Annotated in this window: 16 protein-coding genes; 11 read left to right on the top strand and 5 right to left on the bottom strand. The window is 41.5% G+C overall.

The window, feature by feature from the left end:
• Window positions 1–135: 135 nt before the first annotated feature.
• Window positions 136–1,350, bottom strand: a complete 1,215-nt coding sequence (locus tag JMX03_RS13600; RefSeq protein WP_201597414.1) for an IS256 family transposase — start codon at window positions 1,348–1,350, stop codon at window positions 136–138.
• Window positions 1,351–1,659: 309 nt separating this feature from the next.
• Between JMX03_RS13600 and JMX03_RS13595 the strand changes: the two genes are divergently transcribed.
• From JMX03_RS13595 to JMX03_RS13570, 7 genes are all read left to right on the top strand, one after another.
• Window positions 1,660–3,177 (top strand): type I restriction-modification system subunit M, encoded by a 1,518-nt coding sequence (locus JMX03_RS13595; RefSeq protein WP_201597413.1) that lies wholly within the window; start codon window positions 1,660–1,662, stop codon window positions 3,175–3,177.
• Window positions 3,167–4,321, top strand: a complete 1,155-nt coding sequence (locus JMX03_RS13590; protein ID WP_201597412.1) for a restriction endonuclease subunit S — start codon at window positions 3,167–3,169, stop codon at window positions 4,319–4,321. Before JMX03_RS13595 ends, JMX03_RS13590 begins: the two co-directional genes overlap by 11 nt.
• 74 nt (window positions 4,322–4,395) lie before the next feature.
• Window positions 4,396–5,472, top strand: coding sequence for a hypothetical protein (locus tag JMX03_RS13585; protein ID WP_201597411.1), 1,077 nt, complete (start codon window positions 4,396–4,398; stop codon window positions 5,470–5,472).
• Window positions 5,473–5,575: 103 nt separating this feature from the next.
• Complete coding sequence (locus JMX03_RS15055; protein ID WP_227695810.1) at window positions 5,576–6,091, top strand: transposase domain-containing protein; 516 nt, start codon at window positions 5,576–5,578, stop codon at window positions 6,089–6,091.
• Complete coding sequence (locus tag JMX03_RS15050) at window positions 6,073–6,891, top strand: IS4 family transposase (protein WP_227695808.1); 819 nt, start codon at window positions 6,073–6,075, stop codon at window positions 6,889–6,891. The genes JMX03_RS15055 and JMX03_RS15050 overlap by 19 nt, the downstream gene beginning before the upstream one ends.
• Window positions 6,892–7,432: 541 nt before the next feature.
• The gene (locus tag JMX03_RS13575) at window positions 7,433–10,759 is read left to right on the top strand and encodes a type I restriction endonuclease subunit R (RefSeq protein WP_201597409.1); all 3,327 of its coding nucleotides are present in this window, start codon (window positions 7,433–7,435) and stop codon (window positions 10,757–10,759) included.
• Window positions 10,760–10,765: 6 nt separating this feature from the next.
• Complete coding sequence (locus tag JMX03_RS13570; RefSeq protein ID WP_201597407.1) at window positions 10,766–11,596, top strand: M48 family metallopeptidase; 831 nt, start codon at window positions 10,766–10,768, stop codon at window positions 11,594–11,596.
• A 128-nt stretch (window positions 11,597–11,724) separates the two neighbouring features.
• Here JMX03_RS13570 and JMX03_RS13565 read toward each other — a convergent pair whose 3' ends face one another.
• Window positions 11,725–12,834, bottom strand: coding sequence for a class II histone deacetylase (locus JMX03_RS13565; protein WP_201597405.1), 1,110 nt, complete (start codon window positions 12,832–12,834; stop codon window positions 11,725–11,727).
• A 167-nt stretch (window positions 12,835–13,001) separates the two neighbouring features.
• On the opposite strand from JMX03_RS13565, the gene JMX03_RS13560 reads away from it, so the two are divergent.
• Both JMX03_RS13560 and JMX03_RS13555 read left to right on the top strand, forming a co-directional pair.
• Window positions 13,002–13,754, top strand: a complete 753-nt coding sequence (locus tag JMX03_RS13560; RefSeq protein WP_201597403.1) for a helix-turn-helix domain-containing protein — start codon at window positions 13,002–13,004, stop codon at window positions 13,752–13,754.
• Window positions 13,755–14,201: 447 nt separating this feature from the next.
• A complete protein-coding gene (locus JMX03_RS13555; RefSeq protein ID WP_201597401.1) occupies window positions 14,202–17,894 on the top strand; it encodes a hypothetical protein in 3,693 nt (1,230 codons plus the stop codon).
• 162 nt (window positions 17,895–18,056) lie between these two features.
• Here the strand turns inward: JMX03_RS13555 and JMX03_RS13550 are convergent, their stop codons facing one another.
• Both JMX03_RS13550 and JMX03_RS13545 read right to left on the bottom strand, forming a co-directional pair.
• Entirely contained in the window at window positions 18,057–18,956 is a 900-nt protein-coding gene (locus tag JMX03_RS13550) for an SMP-30/gluconolactonase/LRE family protein (protein ID WP_201597400.1), read from the bottom strand.
• Window positions 18,957–19,032: 76 nt separating this feature from the next.
• Window positions 19,033–20,196, bottom strand: coding sequence for an iron-containing alcohol dehydrogenase (locus tag JMX03_RS13545; RefSeq protein WP_201597398.1), 1,164 nt, complete (start codon window positions 20,194–20,196; stop codon window positions 19,033–19,035).
• Between the two features lie 542 nt (window positions 20,197–20,738).
• Between JMX03_RS13545 and JMX03_RS13540 the strand changes: the two genes are divergently transcribed.
• Window positions 20,739–21,791 (top strand): TRAP transporter substrate-binding protein, encoded by a 1,053-nt coding sequence (locus JMX03_RS13540; RefSeq protein ID WP_201597396.1) that lies wholly within the window; start codon window positions 20,739–20,741, stop codon window positions 21,789–21,791.
• A 187-nt stretch (window positions 21,792–21,978) separates the two neighbouring features.
• Window positions 21,979–23,625, top strand: a complete 1,647-nt coding sequence (locus tag JMX03_RS13535) for an RNA-binding domain-containing protein (RefSeq protein WP_201597394.1) — start codon at window positions 21,979–21,981, stop codon at window positions 23,623–23,625.
• 134 nt (window positions 23,626–23,759) lie between these two features.
• Here JMX03_RS13535 and JMX03_RS13530 read toward each other — a convergent pair whose 3' ends face one another.
• The gene (locus JMX03_RS13530; protein ID WP_227695806.1) at window positions 23,760–24,020 is read right to left on the bottom strand and encodes a helix-turn-helix transcriptional regulator; all 261 of its coding nucleotides are present in this window, start codon (window positions 24,018–24,020) and stop codon (window positions 23,760–23,762) included.
• Window positions 24,021–24,050: the final 30 nt, after the last annotated feature.

The following is a 24,050-nucleotide window of genomic DNA, read 5'->3' as shown; positions in this document are numbered from 1 at the left end:
ACCTGTTAGTGGTGAACAGCCTATAAGAGATTGCTCTTATAGGCTGTTTTTTTATCTGTCTTTTAAGACTTCAAACAATTAATGCTACAGATCCGACTACCATCGAGCCCATCCCAGATTCTGTGTAACTGCCCTTTAGATTAAATGCTTACTAATACGGTCATCAAACATAATCATAAAGCGATTCAAAGCAGACGTCCAGTTACGGATTGGCATCGACCACTTTTTGGATGCCTGCTGAGTTGCTAAGTACACCACCTTGAATGCTGCCTGATCGGAGGGAAACACCTTACGCTTATTCACCGCTGTTCGAATGACACTATTTAGCGACTCTATCGCATTGGTGGTGTAAATGACTTTTCTGATGTCTTTAGGGTACTCAAAGAACACCGTTAAGCCCTCCCAGTTATTGCGCCACGACTTAACTACGTGCGGGTATTGTGTACCCCAAGTCTCATCGAACCTCTCAAGGTTAGCTTTTGCAAGCTCTATAGTATTAGCATCGTAGATGGCTTTTAAATCAGCGGCTACCGCCCTTTTATCCGTCCACGGTACGAACTTCATTGAATAGCGCACCATATGCACGATACACAGCTGAACCTTGGCTTTGGGGTAAACGGTGTTGATGGCATCAGGAAAGCCCTTTAGACCGTCAACACAAGCGATTAAGATGTCTTGTACCCCACGGTTTTGTAGCTCAGTGAGAACGCCTAGCCAGAACTTAGCGCCTTCATTCTCTGAGAGCCACATGCCAAGCAGCTCTTTTTTACCATCAAGTCCCACACCCAGCGCCAAATAGATCGCCTTGTTGATGATCTGCTTGTCTTGACGTATCTTCACAACGATGCAGTCCAAATAGACGATAGGATAAACACTACTCAGCGGCCGGTTCTGCCAAGCGGTGATGTCCTCTAATATGTTGTCCGTGACTCTTGAAACCAAGCTGCTTGAAATGTCGACATCGTAGAGCTCTTTGATACTCTCTACAATCTCGGTGGTGGTTTGACCTTTGGCGTAAAGGAATATGATCTTGTCATCAAGGCCACTAATACGGGTTTGATGCTTACGCACTAAGGCAGGTTCAAAAGCGCCATCACGGTCTCTTGGGGTGGATATCTCAAGATCGCCTGTGTCACTGCGGACGGTCTTTTTAGTGTGCCCGTTGCGCTTATTAGGTTTATCCGCCTTCTCATGTTTGGGATAGCCAAGATGGTCTTCCATCTCGGCTTCAAGAGCGGTGTCGATAAACGACTGCATGAGCTGCTTCTGAAAGTCTTTGATGTCATCGAAGCTGTTCATACTACCAGCCATTTGCTCGGCCAGTTTCTTGATATCGGATTGGTTAGTCATTGCTTATTCTCCTGTTAGGGGATTATAAGCAGTTACACACTTTTTAGGAAACTCCCACCATCACAGAAAGGCATTAATTCAATTGAGTCAGGCTGAATAATTTAGTTTTATATAGGCATAAAGCTATTCTTGTTTCTTTTAAGTACTGATCACTATCTTAATACAGCCAACTCTCTGTTGGCTATCTGACTTTCTAGTTTCTCTATATAACTACTATAATTGGATTTCAAGACAACGACTCCTGCCATTCCTGCTATCATTACCTCACTATAACTATTCGTAATTTCCCACAGTATTCAGGAATAACAAATGCCCACCACTCAAATCAATCAAGACGATATCAACAAAGCCGTCTGGAACGCCTGCGACACTTTCCGTGGGGTCATCAGCGCCGATACTTATAAAGACTTTATCTTAACCATGCTGTTCCTTAAGTACCTGTCTGATGTCTATAAAGATGAATACATCAAGCTGGTTGAGCAGTTCGGCGATAACCCTGAGCTGATCCACGCGATGATGTCGAAGCAGCGTTTTGTATTACCTGAGGGCGCCAGCTTTTGGGATTTATACGAGCAGCGTCATCAGCCGGGTAACGGTCAACGTATTGACGAAGCGCTCCATGCCATTGAAGAAGCCAACGGCACTAAGCTTAAAAACGTCTTCCAAGACATCAGCTTTAATACGGATAAACTGGGTCAAGAAAAGCAGAAGAACGAGCTACTACGCCACCTACTAGAAGACTTTGGCAAAGACATCCTCAATCTAAGTGCCGAGCGGGTCGGTAGCCTAGATGTGATTGGTAATGCTTACGAATATTTAATCAAGCATTTTGCCGCCAGTAGTGGCGCGACGGCTGGTGAGTTCTATACGCCACCAGAGGTATCGAACTTACTAGCGACTATCCTTGAGCCTGTCGAAGGTGATGAAATATGCGATCCAGCGTGTGGTTCAGGGTCTCTACTCATTAAGTGCGGGGCGATGGTACGCAAAAACTCAAATTCTAAGAAGTATGCGCTATACGGTCAAGAAGCCATTGGTTCGACATGGGCACTGGCCAAGATGAATATGTTCCTACACGGTGAGGACAATCACCGTATCGAGTGGGGCGATACCATCCGTAATCCGCTGCTACTCGATAAAGACGGCAAGCATTTATTACAGTTCGATGTGGTGACCGCCAATCCACCGTTTTCACTGGATAAATGGGGTCATGAAGATGCCAGTAGCGATCCCTATGGTCGCTTCCATCGCGGTGTACCGCCCAAGACTAAGGGCGACTATGCCTTTATCAGTCATATGATCGAAACGCTGAAACCAAGCACTGGCAGAATGGGTGTGGTCGTACCGCATGGCGTGCTGTTCCGTGCGTCTAGCGAAGGCAAAATCCGTCAGCAACTCATTGAAGAAAACTTGCTCGATACGGTGATTGGTCTGCCTGAAAAGCTGTTTTTTGGAACGGGTATTCCAGCGGCTATTCTCATCTTTAAAAAGAATAAAACCGATGACACGGTGTTATTCATCGATGCCAGTAATGAGTTTAAATCAGGTAAAAACCAAAACCAGCTCACCGATAGCAATATTGCTAGGGTCATTGAGACTTATAAGGCGCGGGAAAGCGTCGATAAATATGCGTATCTAGCGAGCTTTGATGAAATTAAGGAAAACGACTTTAACCTAAACATTCCACGCTATGTCGATACCTTTGAAGAAGAGGCGGAGATTGATCTGGTTGCGGTGCGCTCTGAGCGTCTTGAGGTAAAAGCTGAATTGGAGAGTTTAGAGACTGAGATGGCAGGGTTTTTAAAGGAGTTGGGTTATGCCTTATAGCTTACTTGAAGCTAAGCCAATTGAGGAGCTATGCAAAGTTGTTGATTGTGAACATAAAACAGCTCCATATGTTGATGAGTCAGAATATTTAGTAGTTAGAACGAGTAACGTTCGTGATGGTCAGCTAGTTATGGAGAGTATGAAATATACTACTCTTGAAGGTTATAACGAGTGGACGTCTAGAGCTGTTCCAGAACATGGCGACGTACTTTTTACTCGTGAAGCCCCAGCAGGAGAAAGCTGTTTAGTTCCTAGCGATACAAAGGTTTGTATGGGTCAAAGGATGGTTATGCTAAGACCTCATAAGTCCGAGGTTGATCCTGTTTTTTTATCTATGATTCTGAACACTGAAAGAACGAAAAATGATATTTATCGTCTTTCAATTGGTTCCACAGTTTCTAGGATTAATATTGCTGATATTAAAAAGCTTAAAGTAGCTTCTCCGCCACTCCCAGAACAACAAAAAATTGCCAAAATCCTATCCACTTGGGATAAAGCGATTAACACCACCGAGCGTTTGATTGACAATAGCACCCAGCAGAAAAAAGCCTTGATGCAGCAATTGCTGACGGGTAAAAAACGGTTGCTTGATGATGAGGGGAAAAGGTTTGAGAGTGAGTGGGCAGAAAGAGCAGTTTCAAGCTTGGGCAAGATTTATTCAGGAGGTACGCCTAGTACATCCAATACTGAATATTGGGATGGCGATATAAACTGGATTACACCCACTGATATTACCAAACAAGATAGTCGTTATATAAACTCTAGTCTAAGAAAAATAACGCTAGAAGGGCTAGAAAATAGCTCAGCTAAGCTAGTGCCAGCAGGTTCATTACTTATCTGTACACGGGCAACAATTGGTGCAATGGCAATTACTTCTAATGAGATGTGTACGAACCAAGGCTTTAAAAATATCGTTCCTAATAGCAAAACCAATATTGTGTTTGTGTATTACCTCCTAACGTATAACAAACACAGAATGATAAGCAAAGCGAGTGGCTCAACCTTCTTAGAGCTTTCAAAAACTTCATTCGAAAGTATGAGATTTAGAATGCCACCTCTCAAAGAACAACAAAAAATCGCCACCGTATTAGCCAATGCCGATAAAGAAATTGAATTACTTGAGCAGCAATTGGCTGATTTGTAGCAAGAGAAAAAGGCGTTGATGCAGGTTTTGTTGACGGGTAAGAAGCGGGTGGTGGTTGATGGGGAGGTTGCTTGATGAGTAAAGATAATGAAAATTATGGTTTTTTAGAGACTCACTATTATTTCTATGATAACAGTCATTCTATGGATGCATTGGTTAAGAATAAATGTGATAAGGCTTTATTGAACTTAGTATACGAAGTAAACAAAGAGTTAGGCTGGTTTAAAAACTTAAAGGTCGAAGTTCTACCTTTATCCGAAGGTGGTTTAGTTGAAATTCTAAAGTTTTTAGCTACTCCTGAAGGGCATGACCTATTCAATACAACCATTGCGTTTCTTGCTTTAGTTTCATCGAGAATACCTCCTAAACCACGAGAGTCTGAATTAGATATTGAGGGTAAAAAACTAGCTATCGAAGGACAGAGACTCGATAACGCAGGTAAACAGCTAGATAATGAAATAAAGAAAAGCGACCTTGATAATAGAAAGTATGAAAAAGCGCTATTAAAAGCAAAGCTAAGTGAAATTAAGGAAAAAGATAAAAAGGCAGAAAACGTAAAAGATGAAGTATGTGGTTTGAAGGAAGATATCTATAATTTACTGATCGAAAATTTTCAAATTAGAAAGAACTTGTCGTCGTTTTATAAAAATCTGATTGATTATGAAAAAGTAAAAGCTATAGGATACATACCTTACGACAGGAATTTTAATCCTATAATTCTAGAAAGAAAAGTTGAGAGAAATAACTTTTCAGACTTTGTAATTGATTTAGATGAATATGAAGAAATTGACGAAAATGCGAAAATCTATATTTTCTCTCCCAACTTAGTATCTGGTCGGTATAAATGGCGAGGGCTTTATGAAAAAGAAGATAAAATTATCGATTTTAGTATGAATGATAAAGAGTTCAAAGAGTATGTTGAGAATGGTACTATAATTTTCAAGAATGGCTCAACGATTAAAGCCTTACTAAACATTAAGATAAAGCTTGATATTTCAGGTGATGAAACTTCAAGAACTTATTCTGTAGAGACTGTTTTAGAATATTCCCATGGAACAGGTTATACGGAAACCAGTCAGGGCAAGAAATATAAAGCGAATAAAAAAGATGCGAAAGCCCAATTATCCATATTATTTGATGATGAAAACTAGTTTAATTGGTAGCTTAAATAGAAAAACCGCCCTTTAGGGCTAATGCTAGTCAGTTAAGGCAAAAACTCAATAAAAGTAATAAAATAGCCCATCTAATAAGTAGATGGGCTATTTTACTATGAGACTACAAGACGCTATTAATGAGACGCATAAAAGGATTCCAGACACCCTAGAACAATTTAGTGAATTAATAGACCCTGAGTGGATACAGCAAGCTTTAGAGTATACCGGCAAGGCGAGCATTAGAAGGCGTAAGCTACCTGCCGAACACGTTGTTTGGATAGTCATCGGCACAGCTTTATATCGAAACCGTTCAATTTGGTATATCACAGAGCAGATGCGGCTTAATATAGACTCACAGGCCTGTGTACCCAGTGCAGTCGTACAAGCAAGACAACGCCTCGGGCATGAGCCTCTAAAGCAGCTATTTCATCAACTAAGTGCTCACTACCAAACAGAATCACGAGCCCAGCAGCAAGACTTTATGGGACTTAGCGTCCAAGCTGTAGACGGTGTCGTATACTCACTACCCTATACTGATGAGAACCTTCAGTACTTTAGTTCAAGCAAAGGCAGAACTAAAGAGGCGCCCTATCCCCAATGCGTTCGGTATGCCTGATCAATACTGACACGCATGAGATCATTGACACAACCCTTGGAGATATGGGTCAAGGAGAGATCACATTAGCCCGTCAGCTAAATATTCAAGACAACAGCATTACGCTCTTTGATAGAGCCTATTTCTCAGCAGACCTACTGATTAGTTGGCAACAAACCCATCCAAACAGTCACTGGCTCATGCGGGCTAAAGATAATCTGCGTTACACTGTGATTGAAACCTTTAGTGAAGGGGACTACTTGATACAAATGCCGGTTTCTCCCCAAGCTCAAAAGAAAAATCCAAACCTACCCGATACTTGGCAAGCTCGATTAATTGAGTGTCGTTATGAGGGTAAGATAAGACGATACATCACCTCTTTAATAGATGATAAACGCTTTACTAAGGATAAAGTGGCACAGCTGTACTTGCAGCGCTGGGAGATCGAGATGGCTTTTAGGGAAATTAAGTCTGATCTACAGCAGGGGCTGTTGTTAAGAAGTAAGCTGCCACAGCTTGTGTTACAAGAGTTCTGGGGGCTTATGATTGCTTATAATCTGATAAGACGTTTGATGCGATATATGGCAGTTAGAGCTAAGGTTAGCCCTCTACGAATTAGCTTTCATATGGTGTCTATTACGATTGTTGATCTTTTACGGTTTGCGCCTTTACAGGCTGCAGGACTCTTCCCTAAGTTGTTAGATGCAGTTTTAGAGGAAGGAAAATTGTTTGTCATTCCTGAACGCAGAAAGCGATCTTGCCCGAGGGTGGTTAAGGGTAAACCACAAAAATATCCCAAAAAAAATACCAGTCAGCCTTAACTGACTGGCATTACCCTTTAGGGCGGTTTTAAATTTGGTGGGAGCTAAGGCCGAAGCCTTACGGTATTGCTCTATATGTTATCTGGCACTCTATGCCTACTTAAGGTCGCACTCCCAGAATACCGCGCTCCAACTTACGTAATTTTTCATCTTATTTATCCTCATCGCTATTTCTCCTTAAGATAAGTCTGTAGGTCTTAAGTACAAACAACCATATTTTGACTTGCGTCTCAAATGGTAGGGTCGTAGGAATCAGTAAGAGAGCACAGAGTGTAATCCCAAATACAGTGATAGTTATTTGCTAATAAGTCATACAAAAGCATTAGCATATGGCAATTATATTCATTCGACCTAACCGTAGTCAAGAGTTAATAAATATTGACATGGTAACCATCATCGATTAGTCTGTATCCAACATAACCGCCACGCTTAGTGCCCTTTGGGTAACGCGCAACCTTGGCGGTTTTTCTTTGCCTTTTTTATAGTGGTATCGGCTACAATCATAATAACCAAACAAACGCTATGTCTAAAGTGGGCAGATATGACCAACCCCAGCATCAACTTTGCAGAAGAATTCAGCTCAAAAATCCCTGCCTTAACCTTGCTTAGCACGCTGGGCTATCGGTTTATTCCGCCCAGCCAATGCAATGCCATGCGCTCAAAATCAGTGTCACATAAAGCCACTAACCAAGTGGTTTTGCTACCCATCATGCGTGCGTTTTTAGCCAAGCAAACCTTTACGTTTGAAGGCACACCGCATCATTTATCAGACAGCGCCACTGATAAAATTATGCACGAGCTCAATCCTGCTATGAACTTAGGCTTGCAGCTCGCCAATGAAAAGCTCTATAACGCCATGCTTTATGGCGTGACCGTGACCGAGTTTATCGACGGTAAAAAAACCTCACAAACCATCGGTCTGATTGATTGGGACAATATAGATAACAACGCTTTTCACTGCACCGAAGAGTTTGTCGTACAAAATGCCGAGGGTACAGGCAACGTCATTCCTGATATCGTCTGCTTTGTGAATGGTTTACCGCTGGCAGTGATTGAAGCCAAACGCCCTGATTCCAGTAGAGAGTGGCAGTCAACCAACGCGCAAGCCGTCTCTCAGCACATCCGTAACCAAGGTCAAAAGCAAATCCCGCATCTATTCGCTTATAGCCAGTTATTGCTAGCGGTCAATGGTCATGATGGACTGTATGCTACCTGCGGTACACCTGAAAAGTTTTGGGCAAAATGGGTTGAGGAAGAGATCTCTGAGCCTGAGTTTGCCCGTCTAAAAAACCAACAGCTTAATAATGAGCAGATTGAGAGTTTGTTTAACCATCGTCCTACCTCTGCTAAAAAAGAATATCTGTCGTTGATTAATGCTGGTGATCTGGTCGTTACCGATCAAGACCGCTTAATTGTCAGCTTATTACAGCCTGAGCGTTTGCTTGAGATGATGCGCCTGTTTACCTTGTTTGATAAAAAGGCAGGAAAAATCGTTGCCCGTTATCAGCAAGTCTTTGGTATCAAAGCTCTGATTGAACGTATCAGTACTTTTGATGAGCAGGGCAGTCGTGAAGGTGGTGTGATTTGGCATACCACAGGTAGTGGTAAATCTTTTACGATGGTGTTTTTCTCTAAAGCTTTGATTTGGTTAGAGGAGCTTGCGAAGTGTCGAATTATTGTCGTCACGGATCGTGTCGATCTGGAAACCCAGCTGAGCAATACCTTTAAGTCTGGTGGTGTCATCACCAGTAAACGCGATAGTCGTGACGCCATGGCAACTTCTGGTCGCCGTCTAGCGCAGCAAATCGGTCACGGTAATGAGCGCGTTATTTTCTCCATTATTAATAAGTTTGGCTCAGCCGTTAAATACGATGAGTGCTATAACGACAGCCCAAACATCATTGTTATGGTCGATGAAGGTCACCGTAGTCAAAACGGTGAGAATAATATCCGTATGGCACAAGCGCTACCAAACGCTGCCTTTATTGCCTTTACGGGTACGCCACTGCTCAAAGATGATAAGACTGAAAACAAATTCGGCAGCATCATCCATTCCTACACCATGCAGCAAGCGGTCAAAGATAAAACCGTTACGCCATTGTTATATGAAGAGCGCGTTCCTGAGCTCAATACCAATGACGCCGCTATCGATGCTTGGTTTGACCGTATCACCCAAAAGCTTACCGAGGATCAAAAGAATGATCTCAAGCGTAAATTCTCCCAAAAAGGTCAAATCTATCAGGTTGAAGGTCGCATTGAGCTGATCGCTCATGACATCTCTGATCACTTCCAAAACTTTAAACAGCAGCATCTAAAAGGTCAACTGGCTTGTGACTCTAAAGCCTCAGCTATCCGCTATAAAATGGCATTAGATAAGATTGGCAAAGTGACCTCAGTAGTCGCCATGTCACCACCTGATACTCGTGAGGGGCATGACACCGTTGATGGTGAGTCAAAAGACATCGTACAAAACTGGTGGCAAGATAATGTCGCTAATGAGTACGGCGGTGATGAAAAAGCCTATACCAAGGCCATTATTGAAGCCTTTAGTCAGGATGATGGTCCTGACATTATGATTGTCGTTGATAAGCTCTTAACAGGCTTTGATGAACCCAAGAACACTGTCCTATATATCGATAAGCCACTAAAGCAGCATAACCTGATTCAGGCGATTGCACGGGTGAACCGCTTGCATGAGAAAAAACGCTTTGGTTATCTGATTGATTATCGTGGCATCTTAAAAGAGCTGGATATCACCATTGAGAAGTACCAAGACTTAGCCGAGCGCACGCAAGGTGGCTTTGATATTGAAGACCTTAAGGGTCTGTATAACGCCATGGATACCGAGTACAAGCAGCTACCAAGGCTGCATAATGAGCTGTGGGCTATATTTTCATCGGTTAAAAACAAGCAAGACGGACAAGCGCTAAGACAAGTGCTAGCACCTAAGATGCAGGAAGTAGATGGCAGAGTAGTCGATACTCAGCTAAGAGCGCGTGACGACTTTTATGCTGCCTTGACCGCATTTTCTAACGCCATGAAAATTGCGTTGCAATCAGCATCTTTTTTTGAAGACAAATCATTCGATAACAAACGTGATCGCTATAAGCAGGATCTCAAAGCCTTTATTAATCTACGTAAGCAAGTGCGTGAAGACGCTGATGAGACCATTGATTACGATGAGTATGAAGCGGATATTCGCAGCTTACTCGACAAGCATATTGCGGGGCTTGAGGTTAAAGAAGCAAAAGGCGTTTACCTAGTCGATAACCTAGGAAAAAATATTAAGCCTGAAGCCATGAGTGACGATGAAGCACGCAACCAAACCGATAAAATTACAGGTCGTGTCACTAAGATGATTGAGCAGGATTTGGCTGATGATCCGTATGCGCGAGAGTACTTCTCTAAGCTCCTAAAAAAGGCCATTGAAGAAGCCAAAGCGATGTTCGATGCGCCCGTGAAGCAGTACATGATGTTTGCTGACTTTGAGCAGGCCGTAAAAGACCGTGATGTCGCTGATGTGCCGAACGCGTTTATCGATGATAATGGTAAATTAAATAAACATGCTCAGGCTTATTTTGGTTTGTTTAAGCATTTATTTGACGCTGATTTCTTGGCGGATAAAGAGCTAGATAACGACAAGCTAGTTGCTTACGCCTTTGAGATTGATGAAGTAGTCAAAACGAATGTGGCGGAATATTCCATCAATGCCAGTGAGATTGAAAATGCGATTAATAGACGCTTATTGCCAATGTTGTTTGCTGACTTGGGTATAGATAAAGCGCAACAGCTCATTGAAGAAGTGCTAAAGATTACCCGACTTGGGCTGTCGAGAGAGACAAGTAGCCCACGAGCAGCAAGAGGGTAGTAGGCAATGACTGAGAATGGCGATTTTTATTATGGTGAAGATAAAATCCATTATGAAGTAGTGCGTAAAGAAGTAAAAAATAAGTCTAAAAACGATAAGCTTATTATCGAAGAGACCAAGCCGAGTAAACCCCGAAAAGTGGTCATTAAGGTACATCCTGATCAGCGTGTGGTCGCCACCGCGCCTAGTGATGCTACGGATGAGATGATACATGACGCCATGATAAAGCGTGCGCGCTGGATATGGCAAAGCCTACAAGACTTTGCCAAGCAAAAAGATCATGTGTTGCCCAAGCGTTATGTCAGTGGTGAGACTCAGTTTTATCTGGGTCGTCGTTACGTGTTAAAAGTAATAACGGATGCAGAGCAAACGGCTCGAGTTAAGTTATTACGTGGTAAATTAAACGTTACCGTTAATCAAGTAAGCAGTAATCAAAAAAGCGGCAATCAAGCAAATCAGTTTGCTAGTGAACGTTCAGTTAAAGTAAAAGCGCTATTGGATAAATGGTATCAAGATAGAGCCGAAATTATTTTTGCTGAACGTTTACACGCAGTATTGTCCAAAGCTTCATGGGTCACAAGCATGCCGTCATTTAGACTAATGGCAATGAAAAAACAATGGGGCAGTTGCTCTACTAAAGGCAATTTAATACTCAATCCGCATTTAGTAAAAGCCCCAAAGGAATGCATTGATTATGTGATATTGCATGAGCTGTGTCATATAGCTGAGCACAATCATAGCGAGCGCTTTTGGCGCTTATTGACGCAAGTCATGCCGAATTGGAAAGAGGTGAAGGCTAGGCTTGATGGTATGGCGGAGCTGTATTTGAATGAGTGAGGGTAGGGTATTTGACTAGTTATGCAATATTCCAAAGATAAACTACGTTTGAATTGTGAGTGATTGATACCCAACTCAAAAAGAAAACGCCTTCTAATCATTGTGACTAAAAGGCGTTAAGAGTTAAGTTATGCAAAATTCCAATATTTTGACTGCTGCTCTATAACTGCCTGAACAGCTTGCTCTTCATGAGGGAATAGGGTTTCAACTGGAACACCAAAACCTTCCATAAATGGGTCTTCTACATCGGTTTTAATACCACTAATAGCCTCAACGATGGCTAATGAGCAGAAAGGAACATATGCTGCACTATAGCCACCTTCGTGACATAGGACCAGACGGCCGTCACAATGCTTTTCAGCTAGACCTTTCATAAAGTCTGCAAAGCGTCTAAACCCATCTGATGTAACCATCATTCGTGCTAACGGATCGAAGAAGTTAGGATCTTGTCCAGCAGATACAATGATTAGTTCGGGTTTGAATTGATCAACTATTGGACCGACAATCTTTTCAAATGCGTGCATGTATCCAGCGTTACCAGTGCCAGCTGGCAACGGAATATTGACGTTATAGCCTTCGCCTTTACCTTCTCCTGTATGCTCAACATATCCTCGACCAGCAGGGAATAAGCGATCTTGATGTAGAGAGATAAATAAAGTGCTGTCGTCTTCATAAAACGCTTGTTCTGTACCATTTCCATGATGAACGTCCCAGTCGAGTACCAGAATACGCTCTAAGTTATACTTGCGCTTAGCATGCTTTGCGGCAATGGCTACGTTATTGAATAAACAGAAACCTATCCCTTCTTGTTCTTCTGCGTGATGACCAGGAGGTCTTGTCAATGCGTAAACGTTTCTGACTTCACCATCCATAACGGAGTCTACAGCGGTCATTGCTCCACCTGCAGATAACAGAGCAATTTCATATGATCCTCTGCCCACAATAGCGAGTTGTCCTGCATCGCCACCATTCGCTGCGCTGAGTTCCTGTACCTTATCAATGTAATGTGGCAAGTGAAATAGCTCAATATCTTCTCTCGTAGCACGGCGTGGCACGATAGATTTCAACTGAGGAGTTAGGCCGCAGATATCCATTAAGTTCTTAAAACGTCTCTTCGTCTCAGGATCTTCTCCGTATGTATGGCTTTGCACGTAGCCGCCAGAGGCTAAGTGTAGTGCACCTGAGCCGTTATCGTGCCAGAAATAGCTTCCATCATAAATAAAACCTGTGGTCTTCATTTGACTTCCTTGTCTCGTGGTTTGTAACGTGATTGTTAGTCTCATCATTCCAAATAATTAAACTATTGTATATTACCCAAAAGGATAATTTTTTAGTTTAGACTGATAGAAGTTGTCTTTGACAAGGAAGAGGTTTTGTAGGATTAGAACAAGAAGGAAAAGGACTTATGAGTTTAACGAAAACGGACTATCAAAATATTTTAAGCTTCATTAATGGCTCACTATCTGATTGCAAAAATATTCAATCGTTGTTTTCTGAGCTCTTTCAATTTGATCGCTCATTACTTTGGCATGCAGATGAAGAAGGCAATATGCATAGCTTAAATTTCTATAATTTTAGCGACCAAATGATGTTTGACTATAAAGAAGTTCATAGAGCAAATGACGTGATGCACCCAAAAAAACACTTACGCAACTTAGGGAATAGCAGAGATTCGGTGTATAGAATCGGAGAGGTGACAACCCCAAGGGAGTTGTCAAAATCCTCTTACCATCAGTTTATAGAGCGCCATAAGATCATAGACCAAATGGTTATGTACCTTTCTACGGCTACTACCATTTATGCAGGTGTTGGGTTTGTAAGATTTAAAGGAGAGAAACTCTTTACTCGAAAGGACAAAAAAATCTTGCAAACACTGTCCACGCATCTGCAGCATTTAGTTAAGAACTCAATGCAGATAAAAGAAGATACAAAAGTTAATGTGTTGGTGAATACCGATAGGGGCTCTCAAGCGGCTCTCTCAGTTAGAGAATTGGAAGTCTATCGGCTTGTCATAAAAGGATACTCTAATATGGAAATTGCCAACCAATTGTACATTACTGTTAATACTGTAAAAAAGCATTTAAGAAATATGTACGAGAAAAATGAGGTCAATAATCGTACGAGCCTAATTTATAAATTAGATGGTTTGGTCATCTGACTATGCTGATGATTCGGCAGCGCAATTAATAAGACTGCATACTATCTATCACTAGCAAAAAAGCCACTTCGAGTGGCTTTTTATTTTTTAAATGGATAACAATAGTTGGTTTTTTATTATTGATTTTTAATGTTTGATTATGTTTATCGTTTTTTTATTCAATAAAAACATACAAATATATGTTTGCTATGTGAGGCAGAATAAGATATTTTATCTATAGGGTACTATTTTTTATATGCAATAAACCCCTAAGAGTTCCCTATAATTGGATTTAGTTGTCATTACTACACTTGAGTAGTAGATCACGAATTAGATTAACGTTGTCTCAGTAGGAGTATGGTGACAATGATGAGTCAAGATTAGATTCATACGTGACGAATCAGCTAACTTAGTGAATCATGAATTAGGCTTGCTCATTGGAATCGCCCTAAAATAAAGGTGGCTACAATGAATAGTAAACTGATTGGAAATGTACGAATCACTCCCACAAACCCCCGTCCTGCGGAGTCGTTCTTGGTCGAGGTTCTTGATCTTAATGGTACTAGCTATAGCAGCATTAACGGTGCGAAAGTATATATAGATGGTCTACTAGGCGCTCGGCGGTATCTTCAAGCAAAAAATATTGGTGCGAGACCTCTTTTAATTCAGGTGAAGGTAGGTGGTCAATCGGAACTATTAACTACTCAAGTTAATATTACTGGCGACCCTATGACATTCCGCCGTAATAGTAGAGGAGTTCGTGAGCTTGCCATATTGTCTGTCAAGCAAGAAATGAACCATCCTTACACTGTAAACTTCACATTGGGATTACCGCTATTCGATTCCTCATCCCAGCAAACTTCAGAGCAAGCTTCGGTATCAACTGGCATGAAACCAATTAAGTCTGTACGAGAAAAAATATACAGATCGAGAGAGGATATACCAAGAAGCTTGATAAAAAACATTATAAATAATGATGGTGTTCGAAGTATCAAGGTCAGAAACTCAAAGATTAGGCTCCGCCCTAGGTTATTCAACGAAGTCGAGGTAACTACATCGGTTTTTAGTATTGATAGTGAGCAAACATCTAACCCTAATCAGGTTACCAATGCTAATCAAACTTATTTTGAATGGGACTTTGGAGATGGAACCACAACAATCACCAGAGCGCCTTTTGTTAGTCATGACTATAGTGAAGCGCTTACTGCAAATGACGCAATATTAAATTTTGAAGTGAAGTGTCGGGTAGTGTTCGATAACATTGAGGTAAAACGTAGTATAGCCTTGCACTCGGTTTATGTGCTTTGCAAAGAGCAAGGCACAATCGTCCCTTTGGTCAAAGCTGGCATCTATGCTCACAAGCAATATCTTGATTCATTTTACGGTGAGATGGAGGTGACTAACCTAGAAGAAGAGGTAATCACTCTTACCAAACAGGCTATTGTACCTCTAACGGATAGTCCTTATACCTCAGAAACTCCTAATTTTCGCCTATTGGAAACTCCGATCTTGATGCCTGCAAACTCCAAAACAGTCATTGGAGTGTATCCAAGTTACCGTCCACCAAACCAATCCAAAGGAGACGTGCCTCCTGATGCGACTGGATTTACAGTTTATTTCTCTGGTAAGAGTGCTACAGGTAAGCCAGCTCGCTTTACTCATGTTTTCGAAATTCCGTTGGATGAACAAAAAATAAAGTGGGTAGATCCTAAGTTACTGTTCCCAAACCCTAAGGATGATAAAATCTGGATCTATGAACATTGGAGAGATAATCTTGGCGATCCCATCGAAAAGGTTCTAACTAATAAAGGCACTCCTTTTCTGTCGTTAGATATTGGTATTGAAAAGAATCTGGGTGTCATTGCAGTCAGTGGAGATCGACAGTTACTTAAAGGTAAAAATACACAGTTGTTGAATACAGTTCGAAGTATCGCACGTACAGGACTGTTACCTCAGTTCACTGCTGCTTCTACAAAGAACCTAGCAATGAAAGAAAAAAAACGCTCTTTATTTAAGGCAAAGACGGGTGAGACCGCACAGATAACTAAGTGGGCTGGTGGACTAAAAATAAAATGGGATACTAAAATTGATAAGGAGCAATTAGATACAGCAAGAAGAAATCTTGCGAATACGAACTTAAATCAGCCTGTAGTTAAATCAGGTCTAGGTCCAAGTATTGCACCTATGATGTATACCACCATGAGTAGTCATCTACTCGAGATAGATCCTGTGGTAGAAGGAGGTGTTTGTAATCCAGATAATATCTCTGATGAAGATAAGGCATTAGCGAAATCTGGCGATTTAGTTTGTCAATTGACTGAAGAGAAAGATACAGTGACCATGCCAGGCCGTTTTATGAATGCTCATCGTGGCGATGTAGTGCTTTCACCTGGTGGTTCGGGTTTGATAGGCTCTTTGTTACGTAATCTGGATCCACCGCAACGCTACTCTCATTCAGGTATTATGACTCGTAATTACGACGAACTGACTCATTCCACAGCTAGTGAAAGTCGCATAAATGACTACAAGGTAGGTTTGCTCGCCGAAGGAACCGACGGTATCCGCGCTAATATTTTACAGTGGATGTGGCCTGGCGTAGTTACTCAAAGGGTTGAGGCAGCAGTGAATGGGGAGGATTGGTCAGACCCAGAAAGTGGCAAAAAATACTCTGTATCGTCGTTTTCTCCACATTCTATAGGCGCTACGCATAATGATAGATTTGAGATAGTGCCACCAGTGATTGTCAAGCCTGATCCCGCACTCGAAACTACCCAGATTAGAGAAAAGTTGCACGCAGTAGCAACATCATCCCGTAATGACGGAGCTGAAATTAATGAAAGTGGGGAGCTTATACGGCCATATAAAAGTCATTATCGATTATTTTGCTATACAGACCCAACCATAGAAACTGCCGATATTGAACCACTTACGGTTCCTCCATCAAGTCTTTATCCAGAAGGGCTTATGTACCGACCTACTGTTGAATGGGCTAAAAATACTTACCCCTCGGTTTGTTCCTCCTTTATTTGGCGATCTATGAAAAAAAATGGCATTCGTATGGAAGGTAGTAGCGACTGGGTAACTCCTACCGATCTAGAGCAGGTAGATATAGAGAAGGGTGCTGAAGTATCACCTGATACACGTGATGGCCTTTATAGATATTCGGCTAAGGAACGCCTTACAGCGGCAACTTGGCTATTTAACGAAGTTCATTATCAAGCTTATGATGAGGCAACTGTATTTGGAGATTTGATTACAGATGCTGCAGACCAAGTAAGCAATCAGATAGTGAATACTTTTGCGATCGATAATGCATGGGGTAAAGATAACGATGACTGGAAGGACGTCAAAGATGCTAATGCTGTTAGTCCAGACAACATCTTATTCTGGGATAGTCCATTGAATGGGGGAATCTATGGTTATGCTGAACCGCTTATCTATCGCGAACCAAGAGCAGAAGAGTACACGAAAAGTCGTTGGAAAAAGGTGCTAACGCGTGGAACTATCTCAGGAGTAGTAAGGTCAGATGGACGGCCAATATCAGGTGCTAATATCGCATTGTATGATGGCATGTCTGATATCACTGATAATAATGGCAATTTTACCTTAGATGATGTGCACTTCGGCAGTTATTACTTAGATGCGTCTAAAGTGATAGATGGTGTATATCACTCTAAAAAACTGAATGTTTCGCTTCATGATGAAAGTCTTAACTTAATAGTCGACCTAGATCCTCCAGCTGATATTTATCGTTTGGCAGAGCTAAATATTGACTTCTATGGTAGTGATCATGAGACTTTTGGTAGTAATGATACTACTGACCCTGCTCCTGAATATTATGAATTTGAACTTGGCCCTGATCGTTTGACAAACCATAAGTCCTTTACATACAAGTGGGGCGGTGAAGTAAGAGTTAAGTACGATATTCATTTTGCATTGTTGCAAGACTTTAGTATCTTAGTAAATGTTAAAGCTTTGTTATATGAAGGTACGAGTGAGTCTAGCGATGATTTAGATGGTGAAGCATCCATTAAATTTACAGTACCCAAAGGTGAAGCGGTCGGGGGACAAGTTGCCCTTGTCAAAAATACTGATGAAGATGAACCTGAAACCTATGGTAAGTTAACCATTAGTGTTAAAAATGTTCGTAACAACAATTAAGTCAACTTAGGAATGAAAGGAGATTAAAAAAGCCACTCGGAGTGGCTTTTTTTAGTCTCATTGCTTAATGAGCTCTCGTAGCTATTTTGAATACTAGCCATACTACGTCTTCACTTCTATCTACGCCAATTATCCTTTTTGGGCTCTTAGCTTTATAAAATATTATGGCGTACCAGCATGCCCTACTTTAACTTGTGTAGATAGCATGCGACCTTTGGTTTCAGCTTTGCGAGACGCTTCATCCCAGTCAGGTGCAGCACACATAAAGAGTGTTTTGCCCTCTTGTCCACCTAGGGCAACAGCAAAAACACCATCAGGTGCAGTATCGACAGTTTCTAGAATTTCGCCACCTTCTGCAATACGGACGGCACGTTGATTTAGTGTGTCCGCGATCCAAACGGCACCTTCGGCGTCTAAGGCAAGGCCATCTGGTAAAATGCTTGCGCTTTCTATGCGCAAACCAAGGTTTGGCTCATTCCCTAACTCGCCAAAGCTTGCAAAGTCACTCCTTTCACCAAGCGTTCCATCTTCTTTAATATCGAACTGTGAGATTCTATTACCAAACAACTCGTTGACGATTAATGTTTTTCCGTCGGCCGATATCACCATGCCATTAGGGAAGGACAGACCTTCTGCGACAACTTGCGAGCTTCCATCTGGTTTGACCAACACTAGACCTGCATGTCTATGGTCAGCACCGCCCATCAAGTCAAAACCAAAGTTACCAACGTAAGCGTTGCCATTGGGAGCAACCACCATATCGTTGGCATGCCCATCACAGTGCTCCCAGATATCAGCATGAACGACTAACTCGCCATCGTCTTCTAAGCGTAAGACTTTACGATCTTTCATCGATACAACCAGCATACGCCCATCAGGCAGCCAACCTAAACCAGAGGGTTGCTGTTCGATATGGATGATCTTTTCTGCCACACCTTGTTCATTAACGCGATAGACTCCTTGTGTATAAAAATCAACAAACCATAAAGCATCTTTATACCAGCGCGGTCCTTCTAGATAATGAAAGCCATCAACGACAACGTCTAACTTGTATTCTGACATGATTATTTCCCTTGAGTAGTGGTTATCTTCCTTGATAAATAAATACAACTGTTCTAGATAATAACGGCTCTTCTTATTAGAGTATCTCCTTATATATGTCTGTTACCTCTTCTAATGACATATCCTTTGGATTAGTCGCAATGAGACGAGAATAAGTATTGATGACGATATCAGCGAGAGCGGGAATGTCCTGTTCTGTGATATCTAGTTCACTTAAGCGATATTGAAGACCGCTTGAGGTTAAGAAATACTTTAGCTGATTTATAAATTGACTAGCCGCCTCTAAGTCAGTCATGTCAGCGGTTTGGCTAGGCATTACGGCACGAGCCAGTTCAGCATAAAGGGGTGCTGCGGTCGGTAAATTGAAGGTAAATACGCCGCACATGACTAATGCATTCGCATGTCCATGCGGTACATGGAAGTTAATACTAAGTGGATAGGAGAGCCCATGGACAGCCGCTACAGAAGCGTTCACAAAAGCGATACCAGCCAGAGTAGAGCCTAATAACATATCAGCCCGAGCCTCGACGTCATCTCCTTGGTTCATTACTCGTTCAAAGTTGTCCCAGAGCATCTGTAATCCTTTAACCGCCAGTGCATCTGAGATAGGATTCTTTTTAGTACGACTTGTATATGCTTCAACACAGTGAACCATGGCATCTAAAGCGGTTGCCGCAGTGATATGGCGTGGGAGTTTGAGGGTTAGCGTCGCATCTAACAGTGCAACATCAGGTAGGATCTTGGGCGTATAGATGGCTTTTTTGCTACCATCCTCTGCGGTTATGACTGATACAAAAGTGGCTTCTGCCCCAGTGCCAGCAGTAGTTGGTATCGCAAATAATGGTAACTTTTTAAAGCTACTCAAATCGATATCCAAAATATCATTGACGGATTGAAAGTCGTTTGGATATAACGCAACGATTTTTGCTGTATCAATGGAGCTGCCGCCACCTAGGCCGATAACCAAGTCACATTGATTGGTTCTTGCTAGTGCAATAGCGCCTTCAACTACCTCGATAGGTGGATCAGCTACGACTGAATCGAATACAACCACATTAATACCAGCTTCCTCTAAAGACTGTTTTGCAATATCGGTATAACCCAGTTGAGAGATGCCTGCATCAGTAATAATAATAGCTGATGTCGCAAAGTATTGCTTTGCTAAAGCACCTAACTTTTCGCGCATACTGTTAGCTTCGCTGACGATATGTCCATTAGTATAGAATTCAATCCCTGTCATGTTACTCTTCCTTGTTTATTTCAAATCTCCATGAACTCAATATAAGAGTGTTGCTTCTATATATCCATGAGCTCTTTATAGAGATATTCATATCTTGTTTATATTAAGTGTTTATAGTGCTTAATTATTAACCTCATCAGACTTTAGTCTATATTTCTTGGTATGTCATTTACAAAAGCAAGAATTCTGATGAAGCAGGTATTAGCTGATTTATAGTAACAAACTAAAGTGCATCGAGCATGCACAAATTAAGTACCTACAAAAAAGTCACTATTAAGATGTAGGAACCCACTTTAATAAGTCTTGTGACACAGTCAGGGATGAAGCTTAAGAGAGGTTGATGCTAGATTAGATATGTACGAGTGTTAAGTAACTTTATAAAATGATTTGACAGATATTATTTCAGCTGCTAGTTTTAGAAGGTTTTTCATTTTTCTTATTCTACGCTAGTGATACTAATAGAGATGAAATCAAGAAGCTCGTAGCTAACTAGCTAGTAGAATGACCTCTTATTTTCTAATAACTATCAAAAGGAATTGATAATGAAGTTAACCCCTCTTTTTTTAATAGGTGCATTGGCAGCTGTAAATCTACTTGGTTGCTCTAACCAGTCTGATAGCGGTAGTGAGGCGGTCCCATCTCAAGAAACTACTGTCCTGCGTTTTTCACATTTTTACCCAGCAACTTCTGATATCAATGAACAAATCTTTGAGCCATGGGCCAAAAAAATTGAAGCCGACTCTGGCGGACGACTAAAAGTTGAGGTATATCCTTCAGCGACACTTAGTAAGGCAGATACAGCCTATGAGTCGGCAGTAAAAGGAACGATTGACATCGGCTCTCAAGTGCAGGGTTATACCAGTGGTCGATTCCCACTGTCTCAGATTGCAGAGCTTCCTGGCTTGTCTAATTCATCAACACAGACAGGCTGTATGCTGCAAACTCTTTATGAAAATGGCACTATTTCTAGTGAATACGAAGATTCACACTTACTCTTTATGTTCTCTACTGGGCCTGGAACTCTACATAGCACTAATAAATTGATAAAAACACCTGAAGATATGAAAGGTATGCGCATTCGTAGGCCTTCAGCAGTTGCGGGTGACATAATTGAAAGCATGGGTGGCTCTCCTGTTGGCTTACCTGCTAATGATATATATACCTCTTTACAACGTGGTGTGGTTAATGGACTAAGCTTTCCATGGGAAGCTATGGCCACTTTCAAACTTGACGAGTTAACGAAGTACCATACCAATATGCCATTTTATAGTTCCGCTTTAATGGAAACTATGAATAAAGATAAATATGAAGGCTTGCCAGAAGATTTGAAACAAGTTATTGATGATAACTCAGGCATGGCGCTTAGTAAAAAAGTAGTTGCAATGTGGGACAAGACTTATTCGATACAGTTACAAGCAGCGATTGATAAAGGTGACGAAGTTATCGATATTCTAGATCCACTTAATGATCCAGATTGGAAAGGCCCGCTTGAAAAAGGTACAAAAAAATATCTTGATGATGTTAGTGCCTTAGGACTAGATGCTTATGGTGTTTATGAAAAAGCTAAAGAAGCCAGTGCAGCATGTAAAGTCTAACTTATTTATTTAAGGTGACAGACTCAAAGCTAATGACTCCTATCAGATAATAAAACCCCCAGTTATGCACTGGGGATTTTTTCATCGGAGGCTTAAACAGACTCTACTCTTTTATTTCTTATGCATCTTTTGTTCAATCAAGCTTTTCCGCTATACTAACTTTTGATCAGCTAATTAAAAGACGACCATGTCCAACTACTACCAAAACCTCATCCTGAGCCTAACTCAGCAGCCCGCTGAACAAGAGTGGCTTGAGTTCAAGCGCAACTTCCATAGTCCAGAAGAGATCGGGCAGCGGATATCTGCACTTGCCAACGGCGCTTGCTTGGCTGGTAAGAAGTTTGCCTACTTAGTGTTTGGCGTAGAGGACGGCACGCATAACATAGTTGGTACAGGCTTTAGCCCCAAGACAAAAAAAGCCAAGGGTAACGAAGACTTGGAGCATTGGCTGGTAAGCCGTTTAAGCCCTAAGATTCATTTTACCATTCATGAGCTACAGATTGATGGTAAAGCGGTGGTACTATTTGAGATTCCAGCAGCCACAGATACGCCCATTAGCTTTTTGCATGAGCCTTATATTCGTATTGGTAGTCTAACTAAACCACTTAAGCACTATCCCGATCAAAGCCGTAAGCTATGGCAAAATCAAGCGGATGATTGGAGTGCTGAGATTTGCTATGAAGCAACGCTTGAAGACCTTGATCCTAAGGCCATTGCTGTTGCTAGGCAAGTCTTTGCTGATAAAAATAAGCGTTTGGCTGAAGATATCAAAGAGTGGGATGACATTACTTTTTTGAATAAAGCCAAAATCACCATTCGCGGTCAGATCACCAACACAGCGATTATTTTATTAGGGCGGTATGAATCCACAAGCTTTTTGAGCCCAGCGCAAGCGCATATTACATGGATTCTAAAGGGAGTTGATGGCATCGAAAAAGACTATGAGCATTTTTCGCCACCATTTTTGTTAGCCTTGGACGAAGTGTATAACAAGATCCGTAACCTCAATTATCGCTACATGGCGTCAGGCACGCTGTTTCCTGAAGAGGTGCAGCAGTATGACCCTTATATCATTCGTGAAGCGTTAAGCAACGCCATTGGTCATCAAGACTACCGACTAGGCGGACGTATCACAGTGGTTGAAAAAGAGGACTCAACGCTGATTTTTCAAAATAGCGGAGCGTTTATTCCTAAGACTATTGAAAATGTCTTGCTACAAGGCGCGCCTGAAGCGAGTTACCGTAATCCGTTTTTGGTCAATGCCATGGTCAGTCTAAATATGATGGATACCATCGGTAGCGGCATCAAAAAAATGTATCAGATTCAGTCCAAACGCTTTTTTCCATTGCCAGATTATGACTTGACCCGTGAAAGAGTACTCGTAAAGTTCACAGGCAAAGTGCTTGATCAAGAGTACGCCAAGCAGCTAGCGACAGTCGATAACCTCACGCTACACGACATCATAGCGCTTGATAAAGTACAAAAAGGTCAGATCATTACTGAAAACGAAGCCGAAGCGCTACGTAAAAAGTCACTAATTGAAGGGCGTAAAAATAGCTATATTATCGCTGCTGATGTTGCCAAGCATACTGAACAGCAGGCAGAGTATATGCAAATGCGTGGTTTAAACGATGAGTATTATGAAGCTGCTATTCTAGAATTTCTGAAACAATTTGGGCAAGCTCAACGTTCGGATTTCAATAAGTTTTTATCTAATAAGCTTCCTGATGTTCTAACTGATGAGCAGAAATTTCATAAGATAAAAAATTTACTCCAAAAAATGAAGAGAAAAAAGCTCATCTATTTTGAAGATAAGGTTTGGAAGTTAGTCTAAACTTAGACGAACTTAGACGAACTTAGACGAACTTAGACGAACTTAGACGAACTTAGACGAACTTAGACGAACTTAGACGAACTTAGACAAAAAAATAACAAGCCGCACTAAGCGGCTTATCTTTATATTACTATCTAATGAACTCGAGCAGCTATCTTACTTTCAATCCACTGAGCAACTTCACTTTCAACCCAAGCCACACGTCCCTTTGATAATTTTACCTGAACAGGGAAGTTAGGGTCATAACGATTTGATCTTTTATCGAGCATATCGTAAATCGTTGTACTGCTAAGCCCTGTATAGTGCACGACTTGCTTGAGCGGTAGCATACGCGGTATTTGCGGCATGCTTGGTACTGTTACATTTTGCTGAGTGCTTGTGTTTAACTGTTCCATGACTTGCTCCTTATAAGTTAATGAGAGCAT

Source organism: Psychrobacter fulvigenes, assembly GCF_904846155.1.
GTDB lineage: Bacteria > Pseudomonadota > Gammaproteobacteria > Pseudomonadales > Moraxellaceae > Psychrobacter > Psychrobacter fulvigenes.
This window is presented reverse-complemented; position numbering and strand designations above follow the sequence as displayed.

Bases quoted from the DNA above. Each gene is read 5' to 3' on its own strand.
- JMX03_RS13565 (WP_201597405.1), bottom strand. From the start codon at position 12,834: ATGAAGACCACAGGTTTTATTTATGATGGAAGCTATTTCTGGCACGAT.
- JMX03_RS13575 (WP_201597409.1), top strand. From the start codon at position 7,433: ATGACCAACCCCAGCATCAACTTTGCAGAAGAATTCAGCTCAAAAATC.
- JMX03_RS15055 (WP_227695810.1), top strand. From the start codon at position 5,576: ATGGGCTATTTTACTATGAGACTACAAGACGCTATTAATGAGACGCAT.
- JMX03_RS13600 (WP_201597414.1), bottom strand. From the start codon at position 1,350: ATGACTAACCAATCCGATATCAAGAAACTGGCCGAGCAAATGGCTGGT.
- JMX03_RS13530 (WP_227695806.1), bottom strand. From the start codon at position 24,020: ATGGAACAGTTAAACACAAGCACTCAGCAAAATGTAACAGTACCAAGC.
- JMX03_RS13535 (WP_201597394.1), top strand. From the start codon at position 21,979: ATGTCCAACTACTACCAAAACCTCATCCTGAGCCTAACTCAGCAGCCC.
- JMX03_RS13590 (WP_201597412.1), top strand. From the start codon at position 3,167: ATGCCTTATAGCTTACTTGAAGCTAAGCCAATTGAGGAGCTATGCAAA.
- JMX03_RS13545 (WP_201597398.1), bottom strand. From the start codon at position 20,196: ATGACAGGGATTGAATTCTATACTAATGGACATATCGTCAGCGAAGCT.
- JMX03_RS13595 (WP_201597413.1), top strand. From the start codon at position 1,660: ATGCCCACCACTCAAATCAATCAAGACGATATCAACAAAGCCGTCTGG.
- JMX03_RS13540 (WP_201597396.1), top strand. From the start codon at position 20,739: ATGAAGTTAACCCCTCTTTTTTTAATAGGTGCATTGGCAGCTGTAAAT.
- JMX03_RS13555 (WP_201597401.1), top strand. From the start codon at position 14,202: ATGAATAGTAAACTGATTGGAAATGTACGAATCACTCCCACAAACCCC.
- JMX03_RS13560 (WP_201597403.1), top strand. From the start codon at position 13,002: ATGAGTTTAACGAAAACGGACTATCAAAATATTTTAAGCTTCATTAAT.
- JMX03_RS13585 (WP_201597411.1), top strand. From the start codon at position 4,396: ATGAGTAAAGATAATGAAAATTATGGTTTTTTAGAGACTCACTATTAT.
- JMX03_RS13550 (WP_201597400.1), bottom strand. From the start codon at position 18,956: ATGTCAGAATACAAGTTAGACGTTGTCGTTGATGGCTTTCATTATCTA.
- JMX03_RS15050 (WP_227695808.1), top strand. From the start codon at position 6,073: ATGCGTTCGGTATGCCTGATCAATACTGACACGCATGAGATCATTGAC.
- JMX03_RS13570 (WP_201597407.1), top strand. From the start codon at position 10,766: ATGACTGAGAATGGCGATTTTTATTATGGTGAAGATAAAATCCATTAT.